Annotated in this window: 21 protein-coding genes and 4 pseudogenes; 11 read left to right on the top strand and 14 right to left on the bottom strand. The window is 62.8% G+C overall.

The window, feature by feature from the left end; translation table 11 throughout:
• Positions 1 to 167: 167 nt before the first annotated feature.
• From CXY80_RS02100 to CXY80_RS02090, 3 genes are all read right to left on the bottom strand, one after another.
• Positions 168 to 596 carry a GNAT family N-acetyltransferase gene (locus tag CXY80_RS02100; protein WP_104131424.1) on the bottom strand — a complete coding sequence of 143 codons (429 nt, stop codon included), beginning with the start codon at positions 594 to 596 and terminating at the stop codon, positions 168 to 170.
• A gap of 89 nt (positions 597 to 685) precedes the next feature.
• Positions 686 to 1,150, bottom strand: coding sequence for a GNAT family N-acetyltransferase (locus CXY80_RS02095; protein WP_104131423.1), 465 nt, complete (start codon positions 1,148 to 1,150; stop codon positions 686 to 688).
• 108 nt (positions 1,151 to 1,258) lie between these two features.
• Complete coding sequence (locus CXY80_RS02090; protein ID WP_158251528.1) at positions 1,259 to 2,062, bottom strand: LysM domain-containing protein; 804 nt, start codon at positions 2,060 to 2,062, stop codon at positions 1,259 to 1,261.
• Positions 2,063 to 2,290: 228 nt separating this feature from the next.
• On the opposite strand from CXY80_RS02090, the gene CXY80_RS02085 reads away from it, so the two are divergent.
• The 7 genes and pseudogenes from CXY80_RS02085 to CXY80_RS02060 form a co-directional block, all read left to right on the top strand.
• Positions 2,291 to 2,923, top strand: a complete 633-nt coding sequence (locus tag CXY80_RS02085) for a Type 1 glutamine amidotransferase-like domain-containing protein (protein WP_158251527.1) — start codon at positions 2,291 to 2,293, stop codon at positions 2,921 to 2,923.
• A 347-nt stretch (positions 2,924 to 3,270) separates the two neighbouring features.
• Positions 3,271 to 4,665 carry an alpha/beta hydrolase gene (locus CXY80_RS02080; protein ID WP_104131421.1) on the top strand — a complete coding sequence of 465 codons (1,395 nt, stop codon included), beginning with the start codon at positions 3,271 to 3,273 and terminating at the stop codon, positions 4,663 to 4,665.
• Entirely contained in the window at positions 4,662 to 6,212 is a 1,551-nt protein-coding gene (locus CXY80_RS02075; RefSeq protein WP_104131420.1) for a GMC family oxidoreductase, read from the top strand. The genes CXY80_RS02080 and CXY80_RS02075 overlap by 4 nt, the downstream gene beginning before the upstream one ends.
• An 8-nt stretch (positions 6,213 to 6,220) precedes the next feature.
• Positions 6,221 to 8,038: a glycoside hydrolase family 15 protein gene (locus CXY80_RS02070; protein ID WP_233194813.1), complete on the top strand. Its 1,818-nt coding sequence runs from the start codon at positions 6,221 to 6,223 to the stop codon at positions 8,036 to 8,038.
• The gene (locus CXY80_RS02065; RefSeq protein ID WP_104131419.1) at positions 8,035 to 8,964 is read left to right on the top strand and encodes an SDR family oxidoreductase; all 930 of its coding nucleotides are present in this window, start codon (positions 8,035 to 8,037) and stop codon (positions 8,962 to 8,964) included. Before CXY80_RS02070 ends, CXY80_RS02065 begins: the two co-directional genes overlap by 4 nt.
• An 86-nt stretch (positions 8,965 to 9,050) precedes the next feature.
• On the top strand, positions 9,051 to 9,209 hold the full coding sequence (locus tag CXY80_RS19330) for a hypothetical protein (RefSeq protein ID WP_158251526.1): 159 nt from the start codon (positions 9,051 to 9,053) through the stop codon (positions 9,207 to 9,209).
• 155 nt (positions 9,210 to 9,364) lie between these two features.
• A pseudogene (locus CXY80_RS02060) lies at positions 9,365 to 9,478 on the top strand (ATP-binding protein); the annotation flags it as partial.
• A gap of 154 nt (positions 9,479 to 9,632) precedes the next feature.
• Here the strand turns inward: CXY80_RS02060 and CXY80_RS02055 are convergent.
• Genes CXY80_RS02055 through CXY80_RS02020 form a run of 8 tightly spaced genes read right to left on the bottom strand, consistent with a single transcriptional unit; the run spans position 9,633 to position 17,854 of the window.
• Positions 9,633 to 11,078 (bottom strand): NADH-quinone oxidoreductase subunit N, encoded by a 1,446-nt coding sequence (locus CXY80_RS02055; protein ID WP_233194812.1) that lies wholly within the window; start codon positions 11,076 to 11,078, stop codon positions 9,633 to 9,635.
• 6 nt (positions 11,079 to 11,084) lie between these two features.
• Complete coding sequence (locus CXY80_RS02050) at positions 11,085 to 12,575, bottom strand: NuoM family protein (RefSeq protein ID WP_104131418.1); 1,491 nt, start codon at positions 12,573 to 12,575, stop codon at positions 11,085 to 11,087.
• Positions 12,576 to 12,578: 3 nt separating this feature from the next.
• Positions 12,579 to 14,534, bottom strand: coding sequence for a proton-conducting transporter membrane subunit (locus CXY80_RS02045; RefSeq protein WP_104131417.1), 1,956 nt, complete (start codon positions 14,532 to 14,534; stop codon positions 12,579 to 12,581).
• Positions 14,531 to 14,833 (bottom strand): NADH-quinone oxidoreductase subunit NuoK, encoded by a 303-nt coding sequence (nuoK, locus tag CXY80_RS02040; protein WP_104131416.1) that lies wholly within the window; start codon positions 14,831 to 14,833, stop codon positions 14,531 to 14,533. Before nuoK ends, CXY80_RS02045 begins: the two co-directional genes overlap by 4 nt.
• Positions 14,830 to 15,393 (bottom strand): NADH-quinone oxidoreductase subunit J, encoded by a 564-nt coding sequence (locus tag CXY80_RS02035; protein WP_104131415.1) that lies wholly within the window; start codon positions 15,391 to 15,393, stop codon positions 14,830 to 14,832. Before CXY80_RS02035 ends, nuoK begins: the two co-directional genes overlap by 4 nt.
• A gap of 2 nt (positions 15,394 to 15,395) precedes the next feature.
• Positions 15,396 to 16,331, bottom strand: a complete 936-nt coding sequence (locus CXY80_RS02030) for a complex I subunit 1 family protein (RefSeq protein ID WP_104131414.1) — start codon at positions 16,329 to 16,331, stop codon at positions 15,396 to 15,398.
• A 6-nt stretch (positions 16,332 to 16,337) separates the two neighbouring features.
• The gene (locus tag CXY80_RS02025; RefSeq protein WP_146070638.1) at positions 16,338 to 17,459 is read right to left on the bottom strand and encodes a hypothetical protein; all 1,122 of its coding nucleotides are present in this window, start codon (positions 17,457 to 17,459) and stop codon (positions 16,338 to 16,340) included.
• Between the two features lie 44 nt (positions 17,460 to 17,503).
• Positions 17,504 to 17,854: an NADH-quinone oxidoreductase subunit A gene (locus CXY80_RS02020; RefSeq protein ID WP_233194811.1), complete on the bottom strand. Its 351-nt coding sequence runs from the start codon at positions 17,852 to 17,854 to the stop codon at positions 17,504 to 17,506.
• Positions 17,855 to 18,132: 278 nt separating this feature from the next.
• Here CXY80_RS02020 and CXY80_RS02015 point away from each other — a divergent pair.
• A pseudogene (locus CXY80_RS02015) lies at positions 18,133 to 19,379 on the top strand (ISL3 family transposase).
• A 368-nt stretch (positions 19,380 to 19,747) separates the two neighbouring features.
• Complete coding sequence (locus CXY80_RS02010; protein ID WP_104131412.1) at positions 19,748 to 20,176, top strand: PRC-barrel domain-containing protein; 429 nt, start codon at positions 19,748 to 19,750, stop codon at positions 20,174 to 20,176.
• A 454-nt stretch (positions 20,177 to 20,630) separates the two neighbouring features.
• Here the strand turns inward: CXY80_RS02010 and CXY80_RS02005 are convergent, their stop codons facing one another.
• Positions 20,631 to 21,011: a hypothetical protein gene (locus tag CXY80_RS02005; protein ID WP_104131411.1), complete on the bottom strand. Its 381-nt coding sequence runs from the start codon at positions 21,009 to 21,011 to the stop codon at positions 20,631 to 20,633.
• Between the two features lie 210 nt (positions 21,012 to 21,221).
• Here CXY80_RS02005 and CXY80_RS02000 point away from each other — a divergent pair.
• Together CXY80_RS02000 and CXY80_RS01995 are read left to right on the top strand one after the other, a co-directional pair.
• A pseudogene (locus CXY80_RS02000) lies at positions 21,222 to 21,866 on the top strand (recombinase family protein).
• A gap of 46 nt (positions 21,867 to 21,912) precedes the next feature.
• Entirely contained in the window at positions 21,913 to 23,013 is a 1,101-nt protein-coding gene (locus tag CXY80_RS01995) for an NAD(P)-dependent alcohol dehydrogenase (RefSeq protein WP_104131410.1), read from the top strand.
• A 512-nt stretch (positions 23,014 to 23,525) separates the two neighbouring features.
• Here the strand turns inward: CXY80_RS01995 and CXY80_RS19665 are convergent.
• On the bottom strand, positions 23,526 to 23,669 hold the full coding sequence (locus CXY80_RS19665) for a GPGG-motif small membrane protein (RefSeq protein WP_166786221.1): 144 nt from the start codon (positions 23,667 to 23,669) through the stop codon (positions 23,526 to 23,528).
• Positions 23,670 to 23,914: 245 nt separating this feature from the next.
• Positions 23,915 to 25,198: pseudogene (locus CXY80_RS01985) on the bottom strand (IS256 family transposase).
• Positions 25,199 to 25,630: the final 432 nt, after the last annotated feature.

Below are 25,630 nucleotides of genomic sequence, written 5' to 3'. Positions count from 1 at the left end.
CCACCGGGCGTTCGTTGATTCGTAACCGTACTGACCGAACCGGGGAATTTCCAGGCAGTGCACTCCGTTGAGTTGCCCGCTCAGGGTTCGGCTTGCGGGCGCTCGCCCAGCGCGGTCGCGAGGCTAATCGCAGCCTTTGGCAGACGGTCCGCCGGCGTTTGGGCTGTTTAGGAGTTTGGGTCGCCGAGGCGCTCCATCCATGTCTCGGGGATATCTAAGTCAGTGAACCCGAACTTGGAATACAATCCGTGCGCATCGTTGGTCGATAGAGCGATTCGTCTCAGACCCATCGGCTCGAACTCTGCTACGATACCCGCAATGAGCACCACCCCGATGCCGCGGCCCCGTACCGTGGGGTCGACAATGACGTCGCACAGCCATGCAAAAGTCACTCCATCCGTGATGACCCGCGCGTAGGCGACCTGCCTGTTCGATGCAGTGTCGTAGACGCCGAAGTTGCGTGAGCCATCGATGGCTGCGTCCTGCCTCGATCGCGACCGCCCGGGCGCCCAATAGGACTGCTCACTTATCCAGCGATGCACCTGGTCACGGTCTATGTCGGCAACGTCGGCAGAGAACCGATAATTTAAATCCATCCCCTATCTAATCGGTCTTGGACGGACCGCGCTGAGACCATTCGCCGAGCACCACGAATCATGCCCAACCCCGGTGAGCTATCGAGCGGTCAAAGCGACCCCGGCGCCAGATCGTACGTAACCCATTTCGTCAAAGTGGCGGTCGAATCGTAGAGACGACGAGCGCGAGTATTGTCCTCAGCGGTGATCCAGCGAATGACTGAACTGCCTTCGCGATCGGCCAGCGCAGAGACCTCGCTCAGTAGCGCCCGCCCGACGCCGATACCGCGCGTGTTTGGGGACGTAAATAGATCGTCGAGGTAGAAACCCACGCTGCCAGTGGACGGACGGGCAAATCGTCGATAGTGCGCGAGCCCAACGAGGCGATCGTCCGAGATGGCAACGAAGGCATTGACTTCATGCGTATCGTCAGTGACCCAAAACCAGACACGTTCAACAACGTTGTCATCGGGAGAGAGCGCGTAGAAGGCTCGATACCCCCGATATAGCTCAGCCCACTCGTCGGAGTCTGCGGCCTGGACCGCGCGAACCAAGACCTTATCGTTTGTACTCATCAGCCCACCCTAACGGCTCTCGTTTCGTTCGATTCGTGACCGTCGAAACGGCCCGTAAGACGTTCCCGTATCGGGACGACTGTGGAGGTTCATGCCCTGGAACGGCCTTCAGTCCCAGGGCGGCGGGACCGAGGCGCCGCCGCGCAGCGCCACACGGAGGTTCAGATCGTCGCCGGCCTGGAGCTGGCGGCTGGTCAGCGGGTTGAGGAAGCCGAGGTCGTCGAGCGTGATGCCGAAGCGGTCGGCGATGTCGTTGAGCGTGTCGCCGGCGACCGCGCGGTAGGAGATGGGGGAACCATCGGCTGTGGCGGTGGCACCGCCAGCGCCGAACCGAGCGCCGGTATCGACGGCGAGCAGCCCGGGGCGGGTGTCCGGCACATCCCAAGTGATCGTGCCGACCGCCCGGGGAGTGAGCACGCAGCCATCAGGATCAGTCGTGCTCGGGGCGCTCGCGGTGATGACGGCGGTCAGATAGTAACTTGGGTCGCCCCGGGAGGAGTCACTGTCGCCCAGGCTCAGCCCGCGCTGATCGGCGTCCGTGGAGAGGTTGCCGAACGAGAAGTTGTACATGTCGGCCAGGCAGGTCGTGGTCTCCGACCAGGGACTGAGGAAGAGTTGCACGCCTCCGGGAACGTCCGAGTGGAAGTCCTCCAGTGCGACGTCGAACCCGCCGCCTCCCGCCGTGACCACGACGGTTCCGGAGACGGTGTCGTCCCCCGAGGCAGACGTGAGCTCGGCCGTGCCGATGACACCGTCGGGGATGACGACGTCGGCCGCCTCGTCGGTCGGGGCTGGCACATCCGTTTGGATCGCGGTGTCGACCGGTGGAGTCTCGGTTGTCGGAGGCGAGCAGGCCACCAGTCCGAGCACCAGAGCGATGCTCCCCAGAACGAATGTCGTCAGTCGTGGCATCAGGTCCCCTCCCCGCCGAGCCCAGTATGGCAGTCGGCCGCATCGCCAGTCCAGCCGCGGCCTCGACCAACGAAGTGGCTCGACGCACCGAACGCAATGAACCGTTCCGTTAGCGGTTCGGCTTACGGGCATCTCAGCGCAGACGTCGGCGATTCGGTCCCGCTGAGCGTCCGTCTTGCGGACGCACGCAATTCGACTTTCGTGCGCGAAGGTCGGGACAATGGCTTCATGCGCCTCTATCTCTCGTCATACCAGCTGGGCGACCATCCAGAGGCGTTCACGGGCCTGGTTCGTGCGCGTGGACGTGGGTGGGTCATCATGAACGCTTTCGACGGGGCTGAGCCCGAGATCCGGCGCCTAGAGACTGAACGTCAGGTTACGAATCTCGCGGACGTTGGGCTCGAAGCACGTGAGCTCGACCTTCGGGCGCACGACGCCGAGAGCCTTTCTGCGAAGTTTGGGCAGCCGGACTTCCTCTGGGTTCGGGGCGGCAACGTCTTCACGCTCCGGATGGCTCTGGCGCGATCGGGGGCCGACTCGATCATCGCGGATCGTCTCAGAGCTGACGAACTGGTCTACGCCGCCTTCAGTGCGGGGGTGTGCGTCCTGGCCCCGAGCCTGCTGGGCCTCGAAGAGTGCGACTCAACGGAGGACGCCTTGTCCATGTATGGAGCGGTCGAGTTTGACGGCCTCAGCATCCTAGATCGGCCCTTCGTGCCTCACCTTGAATCTCCGGAGCACCCGGAGAACGAGGCCCTAACCCGCGTGGCTGCTGCTTACGCTCAGGTGGGCAGGCCGTATTGGGCTCTTCGCGACGGCCAGGCGCTGGTGGTCGACGGCAGCAGCGTTGTGCTGATCTAAGCGATTCGCGTGCCGGATGACTCCGATGCCCCGATGAAGGTTCCCAAGTGACACGGCATGGGACTGCTGACGGTTTGGTTGCCGGGGTTGCAGCAGTGTGTCGAAGATCATGAATCGTCATGGGTGGGAGTTCCGCAATACGGAGCGCGCGCTCGAACCAGGAGCCGTTTTGCTTGGTGGGTGTGATCAGATGCTGACCGAAGCGACCTGGCAAAACCGGGTTGTCTTGGCCATTTCCTATTACAGCCGCATCGAACGCTTCCCGCAGAAACGGGAACGGTACCTGTCCGGTCGGCGGTACTCATCAAGCCCTTGACGTATCGGCGGTCTTTCGGTTGACTGATGTCATGTCAAGCAACGGCGCTCGGGTATCCGCGCGGCCGGTGGCGTTCTGCCTTCATGCCCTGGGCGCGAGCTCTGTCGAGTTCGCTCACCTTCGGGATGCCCTGGCTGGTGAGATCGAGGTAGTCGCCATCGATCTACCCGGGTTCGGTGACACGGCGTGGGTCGACGGGGCCTCGGTGGAGGAGACGGTCGAGTTCGTCATCCGCCGGATCCGTGCGCATGATTCTGCGCGATGGATGCTCGTCGGCCACAGCATGGGCGGAAAAATTGCCTCGATCATCGCCGCGCGAACTCTGTCTGGTCGGGCGCCCCTTTTCGGCCTCGCCGGCGTCGTGTTGCTGGCCGCATCTCCCGTGACGCCCGAGCCGATGGCAGAGGACCACCGGGAGTTGATGATCGGCTGGGCGTCAGAAAGCCACTCGGCTTCCGACGGCCACTTGAGCGACGAATCGGCGCGCGAGTTCGTCGACGCCAACATCGCCGAGCCACTCGCCGCGGCGGACATGGCAAGTGCGGTGTCGGGCGTGCGGCGCACGGACCCGCTAGCTTGGCGCGCCTGGTTGGAGAGGGGCAGTCGCGAAGACTGGTCTTCAGAAGTCGGAAAGCTGGCTGTGCCAGCTCTCATCATCTCGGGCGCCCAGGATGTGGAGCTGGGAGACCCCGCGCAGCGCCGCCTCAACGGGGCGACCTACCTGGCGGCGAAGTTCGTGACGATCGAGCATGCCGCCCATCTTCTGCCGATCGAGCGTCCTCAGGAGGTCGCCGCCGCGATCCTGACCTTCTGGCGTGACCATGCAGGGACGTCTCCGGGGGTTCCCCCGAGCACCGGCCGAGTCATCGCGTCGGAACGGACGAGCGAGCGAACCCGCGGCATCCTGTCCCGGCGGGCGCTGGCGGATGACCCTGGTTACCAACCCTTGGTCTTGTCGAGCCAGCAACTAGCGACACTGCGCGACATCGCCGAGCGACTTGTCCCGCAAGGCGATGACGCGATCGACCTCGCCGCTCGTGTCGACCAGCAGCTCGGTCGCGGAGGCGGCGACGGTTGGCGGAACGCGGCGTTGCCCGCCGACGTGGACGCCTATCGCCTCGGCCTCGACGCGCTGGTCGGATTTGGCATTCACACCCCCGAGCGACAGGGCGAGATGATCGCGCAGCTGATCGACGGCAGCTTCGTCGCCGAGGGCTCAACGCTGAACTCGAAGCAGCTGCAGCTCTGGTTCGAAGACGCCCGCGTGGATCTGGCTCGTCAGTGGATGGCGCACCCGGCGACCTTCTCACGCGTCAAGTACGACGGCTTCGGCAACGGCGGCGACGGCGTCCGCAAGCAGGGGTTCACCCTTCTCGAAGTCGGCCGCCGAGAAGCCTGGGAACCGAGCGGCGGCGGCACCGAATGAACCTGAGCGGCATGCGCGTGTTCGACCACGCCGACGAGGTCGACGTGATCGTGGTCGGGTCAGGGGCTGGCGGGGCTCCTCTGACCGCGTCCTTAGCGTCGGCCGGATTGAGAGTCGTGGTGCTGGAAGCCGGCCCGAACGTCGAACCCGGCGACCACACGCCTGACGAGACCGAGGCAGTCGACATCATCTGGATGGATGAGCGGCTCAGCGGAGGCGAAACACCGACCGCTTTCGGGCCCAACAACAGCGGCCGCGGTGTCGGCGGTTCGACGTTGCATTGGGGTGCCTTTACGCCGCGCCCCGACGCGCGTGACATGTCGTTCCGACGCGAGACGGGTCAGGGTCTCGACTGGCCGATCTCCCCATCCGAGCTCATGCCCTATGTCGCCCGCGTCGAGCAGTACCTCGGTATTTCCGGGCCGTCCAACTATCCCTGGGACCCTGATCGGCGCTACGCCCTGCCGCCGGTTGCGCGCAACGCCTCGTCGGAGATGATGATGCGTGGATGCGAGGCGCTCGGCATCCACGCGACCGATGCGCCCGCCGCTGTCATCAGCCAGGACTGGCAGCAGGAGGGATTCGGACTGCGCCAGGCTTGCGTCAACTGCGGCGCCTGCCACCAAGGATGCCGCAACGGCGCGAAAGTGTCGATGGATACCAGTTACCTCCCGGCGGCTTTGTCACGCGGGGCCGAGATCCGCGCTGATTCGACAGTGCACACCGTCGAAACGGACAAATCCGGCGCCGTCACCGCCGTGATTTATCGACGTGGTGGCGTCGACCACCGCCAACGCTGCGCGATGTTGGTGCTCAGCGCCGGCGGGATCGAGACTCCGCGGCTGCTGCTGCACAACGCACTCGCAAACAGCACCGGCCAGGTCGGCCGAAATTTCATGGCCCATGGTGGCGTGCAGGTCTGGGGACGATTCGACCAGTTGATGCGGTCGTATCGCGGCTATCCGTCGTCGATCATCTCGGAAGACATGGTGCGCCCGCCTGACGCCACTTTCGTGGGCGGCTACCTGATGCAGAGCCTCGGGATGATGCCGTTGACCTTCGCGACGACGCTGATCCGGGGCAGCTCACTGTGGGGTCCGGAACTTACCGAGGCACTCGAGCAGTACCCGTATATGGCCGGCCTGGGGATCAACGCGGAATGCCTGCCCTCCGACTCAAATCGGCTCACCCTGTCCGACGAGGTCGACGAGCTCGGCGTGCCCAAGGCGCACGTAAGCTTCACTGCGGGCGAGAACGAGAAGGCGATCGAGGCTCACGCGGTCACGACGATGACCAACATCGTGTCAGCGGCGGGTGGCAGCGACATCCTGGTTCTGCCGCGATCTGCTCACACCCTCGGGACCTGCCGGCTGGGCGAGACGGCCGACGTCGGCGTAGTTGACGCTGACGGTCGGAGCTTCGATATCCCTAATCTCTGGATCAGCGACACCTCGGTGTTCCCGAGCTCGCTGACCGCGAACCCGGGCCTCACGATGATGGCACTTTCGCTCCGCACCGCGGATGCCATCCTCAGTGCAGCGTGGTAAATCACCGCATGCTCGCCATGAAAGCCCGCACCGACGGCTATGTCGATCTGCGGGATTATGCCGCGATCGGGGACGGCAGGACGGTCGCGCTCATCGCCCGGGACGGCAGCGTCGACTGGTTACCCATTCCCGATATGGACTCCACCCCAGTCTTCGCCCGGTTGCTGGATGCCGAAGACGGCGGTCAGATCGAACTCGCGCCGACCGAGCCGTATACCGTGCGACGCAGCTACCTCAGCGGGACGAACGTGCTTCGGACGACATTCACCACGGAGTCCGGGGTCGCACGCGTCACGGACGCGCTAGTCACGGGCCTCGCCGGACGCCTGCCATGGGTTGAGTTAGCGCGTCGCGTCGAGGGGATCCGGGGCGCCGTGAAGTTCCACTGGAAGGTCGCGCCGGGCACCCGTTTCAGCTCGTCGTCGCCGTGGGTCGAAGACGGCCCCCTCGGCAAGATCCTGCGAATCGACACGGTCAACCTCACCGTGCAAGGCATCCAGCACGGGCCACGCGGCGGCGGCGATCGCACGATAGCGGGCGGATTCACGACATCGAAGGGGTCGCGACACCTCCTTGTCGTCCCGGGAACATCGGATAGCCCGCTTCCCATTCCGGTTGGAAAACATACGGATGCCGCCATCGACCGCTCCATCAGCACGTGGCGCGCCTGGTCGAAGGAGTTCAGCTACGACGGCCCCTGGGCTCTCCACGTGCACCGCAGCGCGCTCGCACTGAAGCTCCTTATGTACGCCTCGACCGGTTCAATCGCTGCGGCGCCGACGACCTCGCTGCCCGAGAGCCTGCGCGGGGGCAAGAATTGGGACTACCGCTACGCGTGGGTGCGTGATCTCGCCTATACCGTCCACTCGTTGGTGCGGTTCGGTCTGCGAGAGGAGACGCATTCGGCGGTGGACTGGCTACTCCGGACGCTCAAGAATCACGGTCCCGAACTGCAGATCCTCTACACACTCAGCGGTGAGCTCCCGGGGGACGTCACCACGCACCAGGTACCCGGATGGCGAGGGATCGGCCCGGTGGTCTCGGGAAATCGGGCGACCGATCAGGTGCAGCTCAGCGTCTACGGCGACCTCTTTGACGTGATTCGCATCTACGTCACCGCCGGCAACGTGCTGGACGGAGAAACGGGCCTGCTGCTGGAATCCCTCGCCGAACACACCGCTGGAGCCTGGCGACAGGAAGACGCGGGGATGTGGGAGCTCGAGGAGCAGCACCACAACACCTCCTCCAAGATGGGCTGCTGGCAAGCGCTAGATGCTGCGGCCCAGCTGTGCGAGGCCGGCCACATGCCCGGCGATGCGAAGCGATGGCGAGCCGAATGTGACGAGATCCGAACTTGGATCGATGGGCACTGTTGGTCCGAGGCGCTCCAAGCCTACGTCGCCCACGCCGGGGACGAGAGCCTGGACGCCTCGGTACTGCTGCACGCTACGAGCGGCTTCGACCGCGGGCCCCGCATGTCGTCGACCATCGACGCCATCCGGAACGAGTTGGGCAGTGGTCCGCTGCTCTATCGCTACAGTGGAGCCGATCAGGAGGAGGGAGCCTTCGTCGCCTGCTCCTTCTGGATGGCGAGTGCATTGGCTTGCGTAGGTCGCCACAACGAGGCCACGGTGCTCATGGACGAACTCGTCCAGCTCTCGAACGACGTGGGTCTTTTCGCCGAGATGATCGAGCCGAGCGATCACTCGTTCCTCGGCAATCTGCCCCAGGGCCTCAGCCACATCGGACTCATTAACGCAGCCATCACCATCGAAGAGCTCTCGGGTGCCGACGGTGCATCCCGCTCGGCAAGGAGACAGAAATGACAGAGCCCACCGCAACACCCGCCCCCGCGAAGCCAGACCAGTACACCTTCGGCGATCCGCGCACCCGCTACCCCGTCATCAGCCCACCCGTTCAGCAGCAAGACGAGCCCGGTATCCAGTCGCAGATGACGCCGGTGCCCGACCTCGGCGAGGCGACGTACCGCGGAACCGGCCGACTCACCGGCCGGCGTGCCTTGATCACGGGAGCAGACTCGGGCATCGGTGGCGCAGTGGCTATCGCCTTCGCCCGCGAGGGAGCCGATATCACGATGTCGTACCGCCCAGAAGAGGAGTCGGATGCGCGTCACATTGCCGACGTCATCAAGCGGGCCGGTCGGACCGCGACGTTGGTGCCGGGCGATCTCACTGACCCGGCCTACTGCCGAGCGCTCGTCGACACGGCGGTGAGCGCCATGGGCGGACTCGACGCGGTCGTCAACGTCGCCGGCAAGCAGGTGTGGCAACCCACGCTCGCGGAGATCAGCGATGAGCAGTTCGAGCAGACCTATGCGACGAACGTCTTTGCACTCTTCTGGATCGTTAAGGCGGCCGTGCCTCACCTCGAACCCGGTTCGACGATCATCAACACCGCGTCGCTCGAGGCTTACACCCCCTCACCGGATCGATTGGACTACGCGAGTACCAAAGGCGCAATCAACAATCTCTCTAAGGGGCTGGCCCAGCAGCTTATCCCGCACGGCATCCGAGTCAATGTCGTCGCACCGGGGCCGACCTGGACCGCGTTGCAGGTCACGCGCGGCGTGGACCCGGAGACGCTTCCCGAGTTCGGATCCAGCGAGACGTCGATGGGACGAGCCGCGCAACCGGCCGAGCTGGCACCGGCATACGTGTTTCTCGCCTCCGCGGAATCCAGCTTCGTCGTCGGGGAGACCCTCAACGTGAACGGTGGGATGAACACGCCCTAAGAGCAGCCGCCGGCCAAATGGCCGAAGCTTGTTCCGTTGTACGGCGACCGGTTTTTCCGGCTGATCCCACCGGACCTTCCGCACCCGTGTTTTCGGTGTATCAGACCGACGTGATTATCTACGGCGATGATCTGCTCGACTACGTCCAGCACGAATTCGGCAGCCAGAATATGGCTTCCTCCCGGCTCAACGCGCATAGTCTCGAGCCTTGGACACTTTTCGCCTTCGACATGGACCTGGAGTAGTCGACGATGAGATTCGTACGTCCCGCTAACCGTTCAGTTACCGGGAACCTTGAGACCTTAGGCACCGCCCAGCTCGCCCATCGCAGTCCGAATCGTGTAGTGAGGTGTCTCGTAACCTCAGTGTGTCGCAACACATGGGTTGCGAGATATCCATTGTCGTTGAACGCCTCTTCCCCCAAATCAACCGAATACTCAAGATCAACCAGCTTGAGACCATCACCGACGACGTCATCGAAGCCGCCGCCAGCATCCTCGTTATCGGGAATTAGCGACACAGTGCGATCACAGAACGCCGCCAAAGAGCGCCGAAGTCCACAGCGTAGATGTGCGCCGCGTTTGCTCACATGAGGCGGCGTCTTCGCCGCACGGAAACGTTCGTTGGCAACAAGCAGTTTCTGAAGTCGATGTGTGAGCAAGACCAATTCAGTGGGCAAGGGGCGTGCTGGCGATTGAGAGGATACTGCCGGCGACGATGCCGAGAATAAGTACGGATGCTGCTCCCGTGACGGCGGAGCCAGCTGCCCAGCGGCGTCGCACACGTGCTGCGGCAGCGGCCGGTGACGCAGTCGACGGGGAAAGCGGAAGTGCAACAATGCGGGAGAACATTGGTGCCAGCCAGCGCAGGTAATAGAACAGGCTCGCCACGCTATTGATCACGGCGATGACCGCGAGCCAGGCTAGGCCTCCGTCCCAGGCGGCGGCGAGCGTGGTGAGTTTGCCGATGAACACGATGGTTGGGGGTGTTCCGACGAGGCCGAGCAGGCTCACGATGAGGGCGCCGGCGAGCCAGGGGTGGGTCCTGGCAGCCCCGCGATAGTCGGTGAGGGTGCGGCGAGTGGGAAGTGCGGCTACCACCGCGAAGGCGGTGAGGTTGGTGGCGGCGTAGCCTGCGAGATAGAGGAGCAGCGATGGCAGGGCGAGGTCCGTGCGCCCGGCGACCGCGACCGGCAACATGAGGTAGCCGACCTGACTGACGGTCGACCACCCGAGCAGCCGGCGAACGTCGTCTTGCCAGAATGCGGCGAGGTTTCCCAGCGTCATGCTTGCGGCGGCGAGAAATCCGACCAACAGTGGCCAGTCGATGCTTGCCGGGATGATGTCGAGCAGCCGGTAGGCCGCAACGAGAGCGCCGACCTTCGGAACGGTGGTGAGGAAGGCTGCGACAGCCTTTCCGGCCGCCTGCGTCGCGTCCGGAATCCAGAAGTGTCCCGGCACACCGCCAGCCTTGAACATCAGGCCCCCGAGCACCCCGACGACCCCGACGGCCACGGCGGCAGCCGAAGCATCGACCAGAGCGGCCCCCAGCTGGCGATAGGAGGTCCCTCCGCCGACTCCGAACAGCACGCTGACGCCCAGCATCATCATGATTCCGAGCAAGGCTCCGAGCAGATACGTTTTCATCGCCGCCTCGGCGGCACCAGGAGAACGACTCATTCCGATCAGGGCATATAGCGGGATCGAGGTGAGTAGGTATCCGGTTACGAGGATGAGGAGGTCGCTCGCGCCGCACAGGAGCATGGCGCCGAGGGCGGCGAGCAGCAGCAGGGCGTAGGTCTCGCTTTCCCGGCGCGCACCACTGAGCTCCTCGATTCCGAGCACGATAACGAAAATCGTTGCTAGGGCAATGATGATTCGACCGAAACCGGAGCCGATGTCCACGGCGAAGCTCGCTTCGAAGATCGTCGTCGACGGCTGCATCATCCCGACTGCCGCCGCGACCACACTCGCCATCAGCGCCAAGATGGCGATCCACCGGGTCGCGACTTGGCGGTTCCGGGGGAGGAACGACCCGGCGAGGAGCGCGACGATCGCCCCGGCGAGAACGAAAACTTCTGGAAAAAGAGAGAGAGTGTCCAGTGCTACGTTCACGAGCAGCTACCGGCTGACCAGGTTGACGACGACGGATGCTGCGGGTTCGATGATGTCGAGTAGGAATCGCGGGAACACCCCGATGACTACCGAGAGAACCAGCAGCGAGCCGATGGAGAGTGTCTCGTTTGAGTTCAGGTCGTTAAACCCGGTGGATAACCCGCGCGTTTTGCCGGTGAGCAGGCGCTGTGACGCGAGGAGAAACAGTGCCGCGGTGATGAGGATGCCGGGGAGTGCGAGCAGGCTCAGCGGTACGGTTCCAATACTGCCGGCGAAAATCTGGAATTCGGCGATGAATCCGCTGAAGCCGGGCAGTCCGAGGGACGCGAATGCGGCGACGGCGAAGAATGCCGCGTACCGGGGTGCCGGTGCCGCAAGCCCGCCGAAAGCGTTGAGATCGTAGCTCTGCCGTCGTTCGTACAGCACGCCGGCGAGGAGGAAAAGCGCGCTGGTGATCAGTCCGTGGCTGACCATCTGCACGACAGCACCGGTGACGGCGAGCTGTTGCGCCTGGGCGGAGCTGTCGCTGACGACGCCAGCGGCACCGACGGCCAGAACGATGTAGCCCATGTGGTTGACCGACGTGTAGGCAATCATCCGTTTAACTTCGGTCTGGGCCAGGGCAACGAGGGCGCCATAGAGCACCGACACGATGCCGACGACGACGATAATCCAGGCCCAGGATCGCCACGCGTCGGGAAGCAGGGGCATGGCGATGCGCACGAAACCGTAGGTGCCCATTTTCAGCAGCACGCCGGCCAGCACGGCAGAGCCGATGGCGGGGGCATCGGTGTGAGCCGGGGGTAGCCAGGTGTGGAACGGAAACGTGGGTGTCTTTATCGCGAGGCCAATGAGGATGGCGGCCAGTACGAAACCCCCCGCAACGGGGTTTTTCTGGAAGGGGGGAGACTGGGCGAGCTCGACCATATCGAAGGTGTGCGGGTCGGCGCCGAGGTACAAGCCGATGAAACCGAGCAGCAGGGCCAGGGACCCAAGGAACGTGTACAGGAAGAACTTCAGCGCCGAGCGCGCGGCGTTACCATGGCCCCAACCGGCGATGACGAAGTACATGCCGACGAGTGACAGGTCGAAGAAGACGAAGAACAAGATCAGGTCCTGCGCGGCGAACACGCCGAGGCAGGCTGATTGGAGAAACAGGAAGAGAGCGGCCTGCGGCCTGGGTCGGTCGTTCTCCCTGAGGGCATAGAGCGCGCAGGCGGCGAAGATCACGGCGGTGAGAGTGAGCAACGGCAGGGACAGGCCGTCCACTCCGAGGTGGTAACTACTGCCCACACTCGGCATCCACTGCAGCTGTTCCTCGTATGCGAGGTCACCCGGTTCCCGGCTGTCAAAGCCGATCCACATTCCCACCAGTAGCGCCAGATCGGCAAGCGCGATCCCCAGCCAGACCCACCGGGCGACCCGGTCCGGAACCTGGGGCACGACAACGAGGATCACCGCGGCCAGTACCGGCAGGAAGACGACAAGACTGAGCATGGGCTACCTCACAACGGGAAGAACAAGGAGAAGGATGACGGCGACAGCGAGAACGACGGTGATTTGCGCGTAATACTGATGCAGGAGGCCCGTTTGCGGACGCCGGGCGATCATGCCGAACCGGCGCGCGGTACCGGCGATAGCCGTAACTGCCGCATCCACACCGTCGGTGTCTGCCCGGGCAGCAGCGGAAGCGGTGACGATACTGCCGCGCGCCGCCGCAGTCACTGCCGCATCGAGCCCGTGGTCATCGAACCAGCCGAGTCGACGGGCGCCGCGCAGCGCTGTACGCGCCGCTGTGTGGATTCCGCGATCAAGCACCGCGTCATCGAAATGGGCGAGTCGTTGGCTCACAAGAAGCACCGGGTCAACGACCACGACCCGGGTCGCCCGCTCGAGCCCTAACCAGTTCGCGGCCCAGGAAGGCTGAGGCGTCCGCTTCCAGGCCACCCGACCGAGCACGAGCAGTGCCAGCACGGCCGAGCCGACTAGCTCGAGTGGGCCGGGCCGCGGATCTGATTCTGCTCCGAGCACACCCCGTACCCAGTCGCCGACCGGCGGCAGGGCGAGCACCCCCAAGAGTGCCGCGCCCGCCGCCAGGACGGTAAGCGGCACCCGTTCCCAGGCGCCAATGTGCCGCGTGCCGCTCTGCTCGGTGTCGTACTCGTCGCGGGCATTTGTCAGCGGGTGGCTCCAGACGATGATGAGTGCCTTGCCCGTATATGCCGCGGCGAGTGCGGCGGCGGCCAAACCAACAACATAAAGGGCCGGGCTGGTTTCCAAGGCACCAGCCAGGAGCTGATCCTTCGTCGCCCACAGGGCCAGAGGGGCTATTCCGGCCAGGGACAGGCCGCCGACGGCGAACGTCACCCCGACCAGCGGCCAGCGGCGAGCGGCGCCCCGGAGTGCTGGCAGTTGCTTGGTGCCAAGCGCCGCGAGCCAGGCGCCGGCTGCGAGGAACAGGAGCGCTTTCGTTGAAGCGTGAGCGATGAGGTGGGTCGTCCCGCCCGCCACCGACCCGACGCCGGCAGCCAGCACCACGAAACCGAGCTGCGCTGCAGTGGATGCCGCCAGGAGCTGTTTCAGGTCCTGTTGGGCGACGGCGACCGCGCCCAGCAGCAGAGCGGTCAGGGCCCCCACCCACGCTGTGGTCGTCGCAGCCCAACCGGTGACCTCCAGCAGCGGAGCGAGTCGCAGCAGGAGGTAGCCGCCCATCGCCACCATCGCCGCCGAATGCAGGAGGGCGCTGACCGGGCTTGGGCCTTCCATCGCCCGGGAGAGCCAGAAGCTGAAGGGCAGTTGGGCTGCCTTGCCGAATGCGGCCATCAGAATTCCCGCGGCGATGATGTGACGCCAGGGAGAGGGAGCCGCAGCCAGGTCAGCGAGTCCCAACCCGGCGCCGCCCGCCAAGGCGGCTCCGGCCGTAAGGTAGAGGCCGAGGTCGCCGAACCTGGTCGTGATGAACGCGGTCAGTCCGGCACCGACCCGGTTGTCCTCCCGCCAGCGGAAGCCAATCAGCGCGTAAGACATGGCGCCCATGATCTCCCAAGCGAACAACAGAGTGGGCAATGTCGTGGCGGTCGCCGTCACCGCAACGGCCGCCGCAAAGATGAGCATCAGCCCGTGGAAGCGCGCCGGCGATTCCGTTCCCTCAGCGGCTGCAAAGACCAGAACCATGAGGGTGATAACCGCGACCGTCGGCACAATCACTGCCGACAGCCCGTCGACGGCGAGTCCGAACCGGGCTCCGGCCACGAATGGGACTTCGACTGACGGGCGGACGGAAGCTACGACGAACGCCATCGCGACGGTGAGACCAGCGGTGCCAAGCGACACCGGAACGGCGGCCAGGTTTGCTCGCCGCCCCGTGACGCAGAGCGCGATTCCCGCAAGAGCGGGCAGACTGACCAGAAGCCACAGCGCCGTAACGCCCAATGCGCTTACTGCTGCGGCGCTCATCCGGCGAGGTCCGTTGCCGAGTCGGTCATGTCTGATCCCCGGGAACGATGCAGGAGAGTGGCAACGGCGAACCCCATCGCCATTTCCACGGTCATCGCCGCGATCACCACGAGCAGGAGCACCTGCCCGTCCGGGACCGGTGTCAAAAACCACCAGAAAGCGGCGACCGCGAGGATAACGCCGTTGAGCATGAGTTCCAGCCCCATCATCACCATGACGACGACTTGCTGGGAGAGAGCGCCGTAGAGCCCGACGCAGAACAGTGCCGCGGCAGCGATCAGGACGAGCTGCAGGGTCATCGCCCCAACCCTCCCTGCTGTGGGTCGTCAGGGGTGGGACGATCCAGATTGTCGCCCCACCGGTCGTAGCGGCCCCTAGGGCTTGCGAGCACGAGGGCAGCGACGATCGTGGCGAACAGAATCGGACTCACGGTAAGCATCACGAGCATCTTGGATCCCATGATTGCCTCGCCGAGGGATGCGGTCAGGTCGGCGGCCGGCGAACCGTTGCGTGCCGGCCAAGGTATGAGCAGTGCGCCACCGGCCAGCAGGAGGAAGGTGCCAACGGCGAGGATCGCCGACCATCGTTTGTTATGCACCATGCTCATTGGCATGAGAGCAGGGTTCATCCCCATGAACATGATCATGTAGATCGCCATGATGGCCATCTCCATCACCATCATGAGAATCGTGATGACGCCGATGTAATCGAGATCAAACATCAGCAACATCACGCCGACGGCGACGAAGGACACAGCCAGGACGAAGGTTGCCCGCGCCATGGAGTCGACGCGGAAGACGGCGATTCCCGAGGCGAGCGCGATGACCGCCAGTGCCGAGAAAACAATGATCCACAGCATCCTCAGCCCCTCACCGCGACGACGATGGAGACAACGAGCGTCTGCAGCAGTACCGCCGGCAGCACGATTATCCAGGCGACTTCAGCGAGGCGTTCGGGACGCACAGCTGGCATACGATGCCGCAGGGTGACGAACGCCGCAAGCAACAGCAGGGTTTTCACCAGCGTCCACAGCCAGCCGGGCAATAGCGGTCCGGCCCCACCGCCGAGAAAGAGGGCAACGGCGAAAGCCGCGCCTGTCGTGAGCAGGGTGTAGCGTCCGGCGAAAATCAGCAGGCGGTCCACGCCGGATACCTCGGTCAGGATCCCGCCAGCGATGTCTCCGCTCGCGGATGTCGCAAACGGTCCCCAGTTGGAAAAGGCGACGACACTCAGGCAGAAGACGACGAAGGCGATGGGCATCCAGACGATGAACCACAGATTCTGTTGCGCGGCAACTACATCGCTCACGCGCAGGCTATGCGCGGCGACGGCGGGGGTCACCAGTGCGAACATCAGTGGCAACTCATAGGAGACGGCCTGAGCGAGAAATCGGTAGCCGCCCACCAGCGAGTGGGCGCTGTTGGCACCCCAGCCGATCAGCCACATGAGTGCCCACACGAAGACGTCCATCGTGTTGAACCAGACGACCCCGACCGGTATATCGGCCAAAACCCACGGACCCACCGGGATCACCGCCGTCTTCAGCACCGCGATCACCACGAGGCCGGCGCAACCAATGCGCCAGAGCAGAACATCAGCCGTGACGGTCGTGCGACGTCGCTGCCGCATCAGACGGGCGATCTCGAACACCGGGATGGCCACTCCAGAACGGAAAGACCGGCCCTCGGCCCGGGCAACGAGGATCCCATTGAGCGCGGCTCCAGCCAGGGCAAGCAGGCCGAGCACGACCGGAGCAAGCAGCGCCCAGGCAGGATTCACCTCGACGATGTCACTCATGTTGCGTCACTCATGTGCGCGGCTTCGGAATCTAGGTGACGGGGCCGTCTCGATTGCCAGAGCGGCAATGATGAGCCGCGCGGTTGCGACATCCGCGCCGTTGAGCAGTCGCGGAATCTCGCTCAGCAGGTTGCGCTGCAACGCCAGGGCGTCCTGCAGCTCGTACCCTCCTTCAGCCGTGTCGTCTCGGGCAATGCGTCGCGCCTCGTCGAGCCAGCCGACAAGGCGGCCGCGCACCGTCTCGGATCCGCTCTGCCCCATCCCGTCATCCGCGTGGGCGAGTGCGTCGCCGACCGTGATACCTTTCAGCGTCCAGCGCAGAGTCCAGGAACGACCAACGCTCTGCGCCAGCTTGTCGAGGTCGGCTGCAGCGTCGACCAGTGCTGTGCCCGACGCCACGGCGTCGCGAATCCTTCGTGCGCGGTCTGCCGCGAACGACCATCCGGCCAGAGCGAGCACCTGCACCGCGGCATCAGAACGACGGATGACCGCCAGCCGTCGCTCGTCGTCCGCCGACCGGCGGCTCTCGCCTCCAACGGGGCCGTCACCGTGTGGTTGCGCAGCCGCGGGCAAAACCTCTGCTTCAGCGCTCACGATCACATCACCCTGGAGCACGCAGCGCACGACGAGCCCGGCTGGCCAGTGGGGGAGCGCCGGGCCGAGAGGCACATGAAGCACATCCATTTCGAGGCCGTCGCGATCGGGTGCGCCGTTCGCCAGAGGAATCCCTCCCGGCATGGGCATGTCCATGTCCATGTCCATATCCATATCCATGTTGTGCTCGGTCGGTTCGTCGGCGCTATCGTGCGCGGAAGCATCACGTGGTTCCGACGGCTGGCGCGAGCGGATGCGCGCATCGCTGTGCTGTCTGCCTTCATCGAGGAGCTCTTCCGCGGCCCGCTCCAGAGTCGCGGCAACATCGCTTGCGGTGATCACCGCTTTTCGCACCCGTGGACCGGGAAGCTGTGACCAGAGGCGGTCGCACACAGACGCGAGTTCCTCTCCCGGCGCCCCACAGACCAGCAGAACGTCGGCATCCGCTGGGGATGTTGCCGGCACCCAGCCCCGACGGGCTAGCTCCGCCTCCACGCGCATCCGGGTCTCACCCCAGCCGGGAACTTCGAGCACGAGCACGTGCACTCTGCGGGTGGCGTGTCTCGCCAGGCTGCTTCTTAAACCCACCGCAGCGCACCCTCTCGCCAGGCCCAGACGACACCGACCATGAGCACACCGAGAAAGACAAACATCTCCACGACGGCGCCGATTCCGTCTTGTGCCACGACCAAAGCCCATGGATACATGAAGAGCATCTCCACGTCAAAGGCGAGAAAGAGCAGGGTCAGTGGATACCACCTGGCGTGGTACCGGGACAGGGCATGTTCCTCCGGCGCCCAGCCGGAGAGAAACGGCAATCGTTCAAGTGGGTCTGGGGCCACGGCGGTACACCGCGCCAGACGGTACAGGCCGCCCACCGTCAGCAGCGCAACTGCGAGAAGAACGGCAATGCTGACGTAGGTGGACACGCGCCTCTCTCTCACCGCTCCTCGGCCTCATGGTCTTTTTAGATCGATGCGTTCTCCAACCTAGTCCGAGTGAGCCGACGTTAATGAATGGACATCGGGAATGTATATCCATTGATCGTTTCATAGACCATCTCGAAGAGGAGGTTTCAAATGAGGCAAAAGAACGGCTCTCCTGACGTATCCGTGGGTCCGTTGGGAGCGCCTTAACGGCCGCACGCCGCTCTCCGCCTAGGTTTCTAACTGTCAAAGGTAAGAAACTCGGGAAAGGAAGAAGCGGCGTGCGAACTCTAAGAATATGGCGAACCCTTCTCGGTGTCGAGAAGACGTTCGTCGACGACATTGATCTTGACCTGGTGAGCAGGATTCTGATCGCGTCGGTGCGTCCGATGGCGTCGAAGCGGAACCGGTGCGGCTCCTGCCAGAAGCGCAGCCCACGCTGCGACCATCGGTGATGGGAGACGACGCTGGCGTGGTTTGGATGTGGGCTCGATTCAAGCTCACCTCGAAGCTGACGCGCCCCGAGTGTCCTGCTGCATCCACGGCGTGACGGTCGCCGCCGTGCCGTGAGCCCGGCATCAAAGTGGCCACACCCTGTTCTTCGACGACCAGGTCGGTTGGCTGGCCACGCAAACATCGAAGACCGCCATCACCGTGCTGATTCGCATCGCGTGGCGCACCGTCGGCGCGATCATCACCCGGATCGGCATCGACGAGATCAGCTACAAGCGCGGCCACCAGTATTTGACCTGCGTCGTCGACCACGATTCCGGCCGACTCGTCTGGGCCGTACCGGGCCAGGACAAAGCCACCCTCGCGACATTTTTCGACGCGTTAGGGCCCGAGCGGTCGGCGCAGATCACGCATGTTTCTGCCGACGGTGCTACCTGGATCGCCAGTGTTGTCAAGGACAAGGTCCCCAACGCCATCCGCTGCGCCGACCCGTTCCACGTCGTGAAATGGGCCACCTATGCCCTCGACGAAGTCCGCCGAACCGCGTGGAACGATGCCCGCGAAGCCGCCCGCCACAACGATGCCCGCCGCACCCGCGGCCGGCCCGCCGCCGACGCTCCAGCCCGACCGGACAGCGCCCGAGCCGTCGGCATCAAAAACTGCCGATACGCCCTAGAACCCGGAAAACCTGACCGAGAAGCAACAAGCCAAGCTCACTTGGATCGTGCAGACAGATCCACGTCTGGCACGCGCTTACTACCTGAAGGAAGGCCTCCGCATGATCTTCAAACTGCCTCTCGACGAGGCGACCGAAGCCCTCGACAAATGGGTCAGCTGGGTCCGCCGCTGCCACATCCCTTCGTTCGTGAAACTGCAGAAGAACATCGTCAAGCACCGCACCGCGATCCTGGTATCCATCGAGCACGGACTCTCCAACGGACGCGTCGAATCCATGAACACCAAGATCCGCCTCATGACCCGCATCGCCTTCGGCTTCAAATCACCCGAGGCCCTCATCGCCCTCACGATGCTCAGCCTCGGCGGGCATAAACCAGTGCTTCCCGGCCGAATTTAACCCACGGAAGAGTCAGGAGAGCCAAAAAAACCACGGAAAAACTTTTTATCGCTCACTGCGGCTCCTTGACCGGGTGGACCCTTAGTCATATCTTTTAATTATGGCTCCATCCGTCAGTACCGCACTATGTCGGTGCTGCGTTGACGAGTTATTGAGAGTGAGCTTTCCTACTGACTCCAGGAAGAACAACCGTGCTGCCATCGCTCAGCGAAGACGCCCGGGTCGTCGGGTCGATAGACCGAGATTCTCGACTGCTTGTCCAAGGCGAGCTCTGGCAGCATCGACGAAAGACTCCCGATGCGCAGACCTCTCTTCTGGACACTTCCCTACAATTCTCACTCTCACAATTGATTGAAAGGATGTAATTTATGACGTCTACAGAACGTAACCAGCTCGTCCGGCTACAGGACACTAATAAGACCATCGCCGCGACGGAATCCGACATCCGGGGGCATCGAGTTCTCGACAAAGACGGCAACAATCTCGGGAAAGTGGACGTTCTGCTGATCGACGAGCGGGAAGAGAAAGTGCGATTCTTCGAAGTCGCTACAGGCGGTTTCCTGAGTATTGGTAAAAGTAAGTCCTTCATCCCAGTCGACGCGATCACCCATATCGATGATAAAGACGTCCACCTGAACCTACTGTCCGACACCGTGGCCGGATCTCCGCCCTATGATCCCGATCTCGTTGAAAACAGTGTCTTTTTTCTTGACACCTACGGTTACTACGGGTTTTTACCCTATTGGGGAATGGGTTATGTCTACCCGCCTTACCCGTACTACGCTGAGGGACACTAAGTATCGTTTGCATTCGCTCGTGCGTAATTCTTATGTAACAATTTAACCAGGAGAAGTCTTAAAAACGACTTGTTGACACCGGTGCGGACATGGTGAAAGTGCGCCCAATTATTGAGCTACCCATGCGTCGGGCGTTTGAATTGGCCGCGATAGTTGGTGGGGTGATCTACTCCCGTCACTGGGTGGTTGTTAGTAGCGCACGGTGGCCTGCGTGTGGCTGAACTTGCTCGTCGACCGGCGCCGACCGTGCGAGGTGGCGATAATCACTTCGGCAAAGTTTGTCGAATATGAACGCATGCTCGTGGCGACCTTGAACAAGGGGCCTCTCGCCCAGACGGCCTTAAGCGCGAGCGCCGAACTGCAATGCCACAAGATGCTCCGCCCAGAGATCTTCAACGTGGAGACTTCGATCGGACCTGAGCTTGAATGGATCAAGACCTTGGCCAAAATAGGCTCAGAACGCAATGTGGCGGATCTCTTTCCGACCGAATATCTTCAACGCGACCTTCGACACCGCCTCTGGGATCCCGTGGTCGTAGAGCGATCCTTTTGGAAGGCCTTTGGCAATCGTTACGAGGTGTTCGTAATGTTTGTTTCCCAGCCCGTCCACGACCCACAGAATTTTCGTGCCGGTGGCCACGGGAGTTATGGTCCCTGTTATCGTCGCGGCCCAACGGTTCTTCATCATCTCCCTTGGTACGTCGATGACAATGGAGCCTGAGGTCGCGGAGGCCACGCTGAAATCTGTCTTCTCGACGGCGGCGCTTAACAGGGGCAACGCCGCCTCTAGGGAGCTGAGGAAAGTCCAGTGGACCGTCCGGATGATTGTAGCCATAGGCCAAATTCTAGGGGCAGACGCATCGAGCATCAGAGCCCGCACCGTCGCAGTTGGACAGCTTATAGGTTCCCCTTTCTGTCACATTCAATAAATCGTCGGTGGTTTACGTGGCGCAGAATAAATTACGGGATGAGTGACATTTTAGAGACAGATGTGATCACGCGGCATCGTGTCACGTAATCGAACGTATAGATGGCACGGGTCAGTATGCTCGTCGGGTACATGCGCGTGTCGAAGGCCGACGCGTCGCAGAGCACCCATCTTCAACGAGACGCGCTCATGGCTGCCAGCGTAGAGCCCGTCAATCTCTACGAGGATCAGGCGTTAGGCAAGAAGGACGATCGTCCGCAGCTGGCGGCCTGCCTGAAAGCTCTCCGCGAGGGGGACACATACCTGGTCTGGAAGCTCGACCGTCTCGGCCGAGATCTACGCCACCTCATCAATACGGTGCATGACTTCACCGACCGCGGAATCGGCCTTAGAGTGCTCACGGCGAGGGCGCCGCGATCGACACTATGACTGCATCCGGGAAGCTCGTCTTCGGTATCTTCGCGGCTCTCGCGGAGTTCGAGCGGGCGGTCATCTGCGAACGTACCGTCGCTGGGCTGGCTGCAGCGCGAGCACGGGGGAGGACGGGCGGGCGTCTGTCCAAAGTGACGCCGGCCAAGGTCCGCCTAGCTATGGCTGCGATGGGGCAATGGAAAACCAAAGTGGACGACCTTTGCAAAGAACTGAGTGTCACCCGGCAGACGCTGAACCGCCATGTCTCCCCGGGGGGAGGTGCGACCTGACGGCGCGAAGCTTTCTCCAGATAGCGCAAATTGTGACCTATCTGAAAAAAGAGCAGACTGATAATGGCTAGCGCGACATTGCGCCGCGGGCTGAAGGGGTAGATGCAATGAAAGTAACCGCTGCTGTCGCTCTCGCCAAGGGCGAGCCACTTGTGATTCAGGAGCTCATTCTCGATGCGCCTCGCGCCACCGAGGTTCAGGTGCGTATGGTCGCTACGGGGGTCTGCCACACCGACGCCATCGTGCGCGATCAGCTGTATCCCACCCCGCTGCCCGCAGTGCTCGGCCATGAGGGTGCCGGGATCGTTGAGGCTATCGGGGAGGGCGTGACGAGCGTCGAAGTCGGCGACCACGTGCTTCTTAGCTTTTCCAGTTGTGGGGTGTGTTCTTCCTGCGTCTCTGGGCATCCCTCGTACTGCATCCATCTCTACGACCTTGACTTTAGTGGCGCCCGTCCCGATGGATCGACCGCGTTCACCACTGACGACGGCACACCCATTTCCTCTCACTTCTTTGGTCAGTCGTCGTTTGCTTCGATTAGTAACGTCGCCGAGCGCAGCGTCGTGAAGATTTCCAAGGATGCACCGTTGGAGCTTATGGGTCCGCTCGGTTGCGGCATTCAGACCGGCGCGGGCGCTGTGCTCAACGTTCTCCGGCCGGAAGCCGGCAGCAGCATCGCCATCTTCGGATCCGGAGCGGTGGGGATGTCCGGTCTTCTCGCCGCCGTCGTTGTTAACGCCACGACGATCATCGCCGTCGACATCGTCGACAGCCGGCTCGAGTTCGCCAAGACGCTGGGCGCCACCCACACCATTAACAGCAAGAACGAGGACGCCGTCGCGCGGATCCGTGAAATCACCGGTGGCGGGGTGAACTACGCGCTCGACACGACGGGCAACAAATTTGTCTTCGCCCAGATGACCAAATCCCTCGGTGTCCTTGGACATGGTGCCCTCGTCGGCGCGGCGGCACCAGGCACCGAATCACCGATTGACATCGGCAGTCTACTGCTGACCGGGCTGAAGATCAGCATGGTGATCGAGGGCGATTCCGTGCCGCAAACTTTCATACCCCAGCTGATCTCGCTTTACGAAGCTGGGGTGTTCCCGTTCGACAAGCTCGTCAAGAAGTATGACTTCGCTGACATCAACGAGGCCTTTGCTGATAGCGAGAGCGGCGTGACGCTCAAGCCAGTCGTTATCTTCTAGATCTGCGTGCGATGCCTGTCCTGCTCATTCGCGGCAGGCGACATAGGCTAGTGGCCGTTTCGCGCGGCGGCTTTGGGCCGCGCCGGTCACTTTCCTGCTTCGGCTATCAGACCTGAACGCCGTCCATCGTGAAGGCACCACCGATGAGTGGGCAGTTGGTGTCCACGGTGCGGAGTAACCCGTGCGCGGGAATCCTTTCGAGGGAGCCATCTGGGTTTTTAGCGTTCGCGTCAATGGGGGACTGAGCTAAGCGGGCGAGAGGGACCGCACTCGCGAGTGCAGTCCCTCCCGCCCGCTCGTCCATGTGGCTTTGTCGCGCCCGGGTTTGGTGAAGGCTCGGTTAGACCCGTCCATGTCGGTCCGATCCGCGAGACGATCGCAAGTGTCAGGAAAAGCTATGGCCTCCTCGACGCCATGTAGCGCTCAGACAACGCAGAGCGTCAGTGGATCCTTCACGCTGAAACCGTTCCGGAGCTCCGTCACGCCCCGAAACGGTTACTCGATCCGCAGACTCAAGTGAAGAGGCTCACGCCACCTGGACCAACCAACAGTCCCACGACGATGAGCACAATACCCCAGAGAATCTGGCGTCGAAATAGCGCGAAAATGCCTGCAATTACGAGGATTACCGCAATGATCCAGAGAATTGTTGCCATGGTGCTGCTCCATTTCATTCAGCGCCGACGGGCCATACGCCCACAGCGGTCTTCGATCTGTTGAAGCTAACGTATCCCCTGCTTGGTCTCTGACCACTGTGTTTATCCAGCGTGTCGTGGAGGTGAGACTCTGTCATCATCTGTTAGCGGCCATGCGAACCGACCAAGAGAATCCGAGCACGGTCACGTCCCGCTGAGGGGATGCAGCGGGTGTGTCTCGTTAACGGTGTTTCCGGCGTTTTTCATTAGTAGGTTTCTGCGTTCGGCCAGCGGTCGTGGAAGGTGATGGCGAAGGCGTTGAGAGCTGGCTTCCACCTCATCGTCCAACGAGCTCGGCCCTCACCGGTGGGATCGAGACTTCGCGTGACCAGATACAAGCATTTTAGAGCGGCCTGCTCGGTGGGGAAATGCCCTCGAGCACGCACCGCCCGCCGGTACCGGGCATTGAGTGACTCGATCGCATTCGTGGAGCAGATCACCTGGCGGATCTCGGGATCGTAGGACAGGAACGGGGTGAACTCTTCCCACNGACTCCCACAACCGGATGATCGCACCGTATTTCTTCCCCCAGACCTCGGTCAGATCATCCAATGCTGCCCGTGCGGCGTCGACGGTCGGAGCGGTGTAGATCGGTTTCACCGCTCGTTTCATCGCATCCCAATCCTTCTTCGAGGACAGCTTGAACGTGTTCCGAATGAGGTGAATGATGCACGTCTGCACCGTGTCAACGGCCACACGTTCCCGACGACGTCGGGCAGCCCCTTCAAACCGTCACAGACCAGGAAGAACGTGTCGGTCACACCACAATTTTTGATGTCCGTCAGGACAGACATCCAGAATTTAGCGCCCTCACCGCCAGTGCCGGCCCACAACCCGAGAACATCCTTCTCGCCGTCCAGGGTCACGCCGATGGCCGCGTAGATGGGCCGGTTGGCGACCTGCCCGTCCCGAATCTTCACGACGATCGCGTCGATGAAGATCGCCGCGTAGATGCCGTTCAAGGGGCGGGACTGCCACGTTTGCATCTCCTCGATCACCTTGTCCGTGATGCGAGAGATCGTCTCTTTCGAGACCTGCGCACCGTAGATCTGGTTGAAGTGCGCGCTGATCTCCCCGGTCGTGAGGCCGCGGGCATACAACGACAGCACAATCTCATCGACCCCGGTCAAACGGCGTTGTCGTTTCGGCACGATCACCGGAGTGAACGTGGCGTCCCGGTCACGAGGCACCTGGATGGTCACCGGCCCCGTCGAGGGGCTGATCACCGTTTTGGGCCGGGTCCCGTTGCGCACGTTGGATTCGTCACGCTCGTCCGGGGCACGGTTCTTCTCATGACCAAGATGCTCAGTCATTTCCTCGTTCAGAGCCGTCTCCAGGAACGTTTTCGTGAACTGGCCCAGCAGCCCATCAGGACCGTCCAGAGCCAGGCCCTGCTCCTTGGCCAGGCGCACCCATTCCCTCGCCGCCAACGCCTCACGGGTGGGCTCATTTTTCGTCTTCTTCGTCACAGCATCAAGTGTCGTCATCACGGCACCTTTCCCGCCAGACCCACGTCCAGCGCGTCAGGCCGGAAACACCGTTTAAGAGACAGTCCCTGTGGATGCTCCTATTGCTGTCAAGCGACTTTCGCACCGGATTGGGTTTGTCGAGTTTTATCGTCGAGCCATGCGCTGAAGGCGGTTTCCAGGTTGGTGTCAGCGCGTTGTCCTATCTCGAGTCGGCGTAGGCGTTGGTAGGGGACATCGAGTTGTTTGGCCTTCGGAAGATGCCAACCTTTATGAGTCAGTTTCTTTAGGCGGTCATTGAGTTCGTTTCTTCCTTCTCAGGTTCGTTGATCTAGGACGTCATCGGGAATGTGGGTGGCTGCGGGTACTGCCGAACGAAGCGCTCAGGGTGCTCGGTAGAAGCCGTTTGAGAACGCGGGAGCGAGCGTGCTGAATAGCCGGTGCGCGGCCGTGGTG

The sequence above is a fragment of the Cryobacterium sp. M91 genome (genome assembly GCF_002929615.1).
In the GTDB taxonomy this organism is placed as follows: domain Bacteria; phylum Actinomycetota; class Actinomycetes; order Actinomycetales; family Microbacteriaceae; genus Cryobacterium; species Cryobacterium levicorallinum.
Note: the sequence above shows the minus strand (reverse complement) of the source record. Positions and strands in the feature narration are given on the sequence as shown.

Coding starts and splice junctions, on each gene's coding strand:
- CXY80_RS02100 (WP_104131424.1), bottom strand. CDS start 596: ATGGATTTAAATTATCGGTTCTCTGCCGACGTTGCCGACATAGACCGT.
- CXY80_RS02095 (WP_104131423.1), bottom strand. CDS start 1,150: ATGAGTACAAACGATAAGGTCTTGGTTCGCGCGGTCCAGGCCGCAGAC.
- CXY80_RS02090 (WP_158251528.1), bottom strand. CDS start 2,062: ATGCCACGACTGACGACATTCGTTCTGGGGAGCATCGCTCTGGTGCTC.
- CXY80_RS02085 (WP_158251527.1), top strand. CDS start 2,291: ATGCGCCTCTATCTCTCGTCATACCAGCTGGGCGACCATCCAGAGGCG.
- CXY80_RS02080 (WP_104131421.1), top strand. CDS start 3,271: ATGTCAAGCAACGGCGCTCGGGTATCCGCGCGGCCGGTGGCGTTCTGC.
- CXY80_RS02075 (WP_104131420.1), top strand. CDS start 4,662: ATGAACCTGAGCGGCATGCGCGTGTTCGACCACGCCGACGAGGTCGAC.
- CXY80_RS02070 (WP_233194813.1), top strand. CDS start 6,221: ATGCTCGCCATGAAAGCCCGCACCGACGGCTATGTCGATCTGCGGGAT.
- CXY80_RS02065 (WP_104131419.1), top strand. CDS start 8,035: ATGACAGAGCCCACCGCAACACCCGCCCCCGCGAAGCCAGACCAGTAC.
- CXY80_RS02050 (WP_104131418.1), bottom strand. CDS start 12,575: ATGCTCAGTCTTGTCGTCTTCCTGCCGGTACTGGCCGCGGTGATCCTC.
- CXY80_RS02045 (WP_104131417.1), bottom strand. CDS start 14,534: ATGAGCGCCGCAGCAGTAAGCGCATTGGGCGTTACGGCGCTGTGGCTT.
- nuoK (WP_104131416.1), bottom strand. CDS start 14,833: ATGACCCTGCAGCTCGTCCTGATCGCTGCCGCGGCACTGTTCTGCGTC.
- CXY80_RS02035 (WP_104131415.1), bottom strand. CDS start 15,393: ATGCTGTGGATCATTGTTTTCTCGGCACTGGCGGTCATCGCGCTCGCC.
- CXY80_RS02030 (WP_104131414.1), bottom strand. CDS start 16,331: ATGAGTGACATCGTCGAGGTGAATCCTGCCTGGGCGCTGCTTGCTCCG.
- CXY80_RS02010 (WP_104131412.1), top strand. CDS start 19,748: ATGACGTCTACAGAACGTAACCAGCTCGTCCGGCTACAGGACACTAAT.
- CXY80_RS02005 (WP_104131411.1), bottom strand. CDS start 21,011: ATGGCTACAATCATCCGGACGGTCCACTGGACTTTCCTCAGCTCCCTA.
- CXY80_RS01995 (WP_104131410.1), top strand. CDS start 21,913: ATGAAAGTAACCGCTGCTGTCGCTCTCGCCAAGGGCGAGCCACTTGTG.
- CXY80_RS19665 (WP_166786221.1), bottom strand. CDS start 23,669: ATGGCAACAATTCTCTGGATCATTGCGGTAATCCTCGTAATTGCAGGC.